At 68.1% G+C, this 2,077-nt stretch carries 2 protein-coding genes; both read left to right on the top strand.

All coding sequences use genetic code 11. The features are described 5' to 3' along the window. On the top strand, positions 1-811 hold an 811-nt coding region (locus tag D9C15_RS06985), incomplete at its 5' end, for a TolC family protein (protein ID WP_205854744.1). After that, on the top strand, positions 808-2,010 hold the full coding sequence (locus D9C15_RS06980) for an efflux RND transporter periplasmic adaptor subunit (RefSeq protein WP_127996733.1): 1,203 nt from the start codon (positions 808-810) through the stop codon (positions 2,008-2,010). The genes D9C15_RS06985 and D9C15_RS06980, both read left to right, overlap by 4 nt. Positions 2,011-2,077: the final 67 nt, after the last annotated feature.

The following is a 2,077-nucleotide window of genomic DNA, read 5'->3' as shown; positions in this document are numbered from 1 at the left end:
GCAGGCGCTGAAGCTGTTCGATGACACGGCCGCCGCGGTGCAGCGAAGACGGCAGGCGGGTGAGGACACGCGGCTCGACGCCAACGTCGCTCGCGTCGAGGCCGAACGCGCGCGCAATCTGTTGGCCCAGATTCAGGAGCAACTGCTCGAAGCACGCGCCGAGTTGGCCAGGCAGTTGCAACTGCCGCCAGGAAGCCTGCCGATGGCTACAGGTGAACTCTCGGCGCAGCGCCCCGGCTACTCGCTCGACGCCCTGCTCGCGAGCGCCGACAACCAGCCTCGCGCCGGCGCACTGGCGGCGCGCGAGACCAGTGCCGCCGCGCGGCTGAAGCTCGAACGGGCCAGCACCTACCCGGACGTGACCGTGGGCCTGAACGTCGGTCGCGAGGGGCCCGGATCGGCGCGCGAACGCTTGACGACCCTGACCCTGTCCGTGCCGTTGCCGCTGTTCAAGCGCAATTCCACAGGCATCGGCGCAGCCCAGACCGAGCTCACGCAGGTCCAGATCGAGCGGCAGGCGGCGCAGCGCGACGCGCGCGCAAGCGTCAGTTCGCTGTGGACGCGGCTGGCCAGCCTCGAGGATCGGATTCGCCGGCTGCAGGAGTCCGTGCTCCCTGCCCTGGCGGACAACCAGCAACTCTCCGTCAAGTCGCAACAAGCGGGGCAGATCGGCCTGCTCGAACTGATCGTCGTCAGCCGGCAGTCCCTGGATGCCAGGCGCGACCTGATCGACGCGCTTGCCGACTACCAGAGCACCCGCATTGCCCTCGAACTCGCGGCCGGCTGGCCGCAAGAAGGAACCCAACCATGAAGAACTCGAAACCGCACGGCTCGTCCACATCGCTGGTGCTGACGACGCTGGCCCTCGCTCTGGCAGGCGCCCTGTCCGCCTGTGGCGGCGGAGAGAAATCCGCCGAGGCCAAGTCCGCTGAGAAGGCCGCTTCCGCTCCCGGGGGAGAGCACAAGGAGGAAGGCGGCCTGAAGCTTTCGGCCGAAGAAGCGCAGCGCGCCGGCATCAAGCTCGAGAAGCTCGCGGAGCAAGGCTTCGCCGACACGGTGACCGTCACCGCGACGATCCGGCCGAACCAGGATCGTGTGGCCCGCGTGGCGCCGCGTGTCGAAGGGCGCATCGTGCAGGTCACCGCGAAGCTGGGTGACGCCGTCAAGGCCGGCCAGGTGCTGGCCGTCCTCGACAGCCTGGCCCTTGGCGAAGCACAGTCTGCCCTGGAGCGGGCGCGATCGGCACAGCGTGTCGCGCAGGCCGACTACGCCCGCGCGGAGTCGCTGGCCAAGGACGAGATCATCCCGCAGCGCGAACTCCTGCGCGCCAAGTCCTCACTGGAGACGGCAAACGCCGACCTCCACGCAGCAGAAGACAAGTTGCGCCTGTTGGGAGGTACCGCGTCACACACCGAACGCGCCGCGTCGACCTTCTCCCTCACCGCCCCTCTGAGCGGAACGGTGGTCCAGAAGAAGGCCACGATCGGCGAACTGGGTTCTCCCGCGGAGCCGCTGTTCTCCGTGGCCGACCTCTCGACGGTCTGGATCGAGGCCGATCTGACCGAGGACAAGCTCGCGCGCGTGAAGGTCGGCGCCGCGGCAACGGTCACCGTCAATGCCTACCCGAACGAGCGCTTCTCCGGTCGCGTGACCTACGTCGCCAGCATGCTCGACAAGGACAGCCGCACGACTCCCGCACGCATCGAGGTCCCCAACAAGGACGGCAGGCTCAAACCCGAGATGTTTGCCAGCGCCACGATCGAGACCGGTGCGGCGCGTGCGCCGGCGCTGTCGGTGCCCAGCGCGGCGATTCTGCTGCTGCAAGGGCAGCCCACGGTGTTCGTGGCCGAAGGCGGCGGCTTCGAGCCGAGGGCCATCGAACCCGGCGACAAGGTCGGCGGACGCACGGTGGTCAAGGCCGGAGTGAAGGCTGGTGAGCAGGTGGTTGCCGAGGGGGCATACGCCCTGAAAGCGCGGCTGCTGAAGTCGCAAATCGGCGAAGGCCACTGAGAGAGATCACCCATCATGCTCAACGCCATTGTCGATGCCTCGCTTCGATACAAGGTCCTGGTCATCG

This window comes from Piscinibacter defluvii (assembly GCF_004011805.1).
In the GTDB taxonomy this organism is placed as follows: Bacteria; Pseudomonadota; Gammaproteobacteria; order Burkholderiales; family Burkholderiaceae_C; genus Piscinibacter; species Piscinibacter defluvii.
The sequence above is the reverse complement of the archived record's forward strand: the minus strand, read 5'-3'. Positions and strand labels throughout refer to the sequence as shown.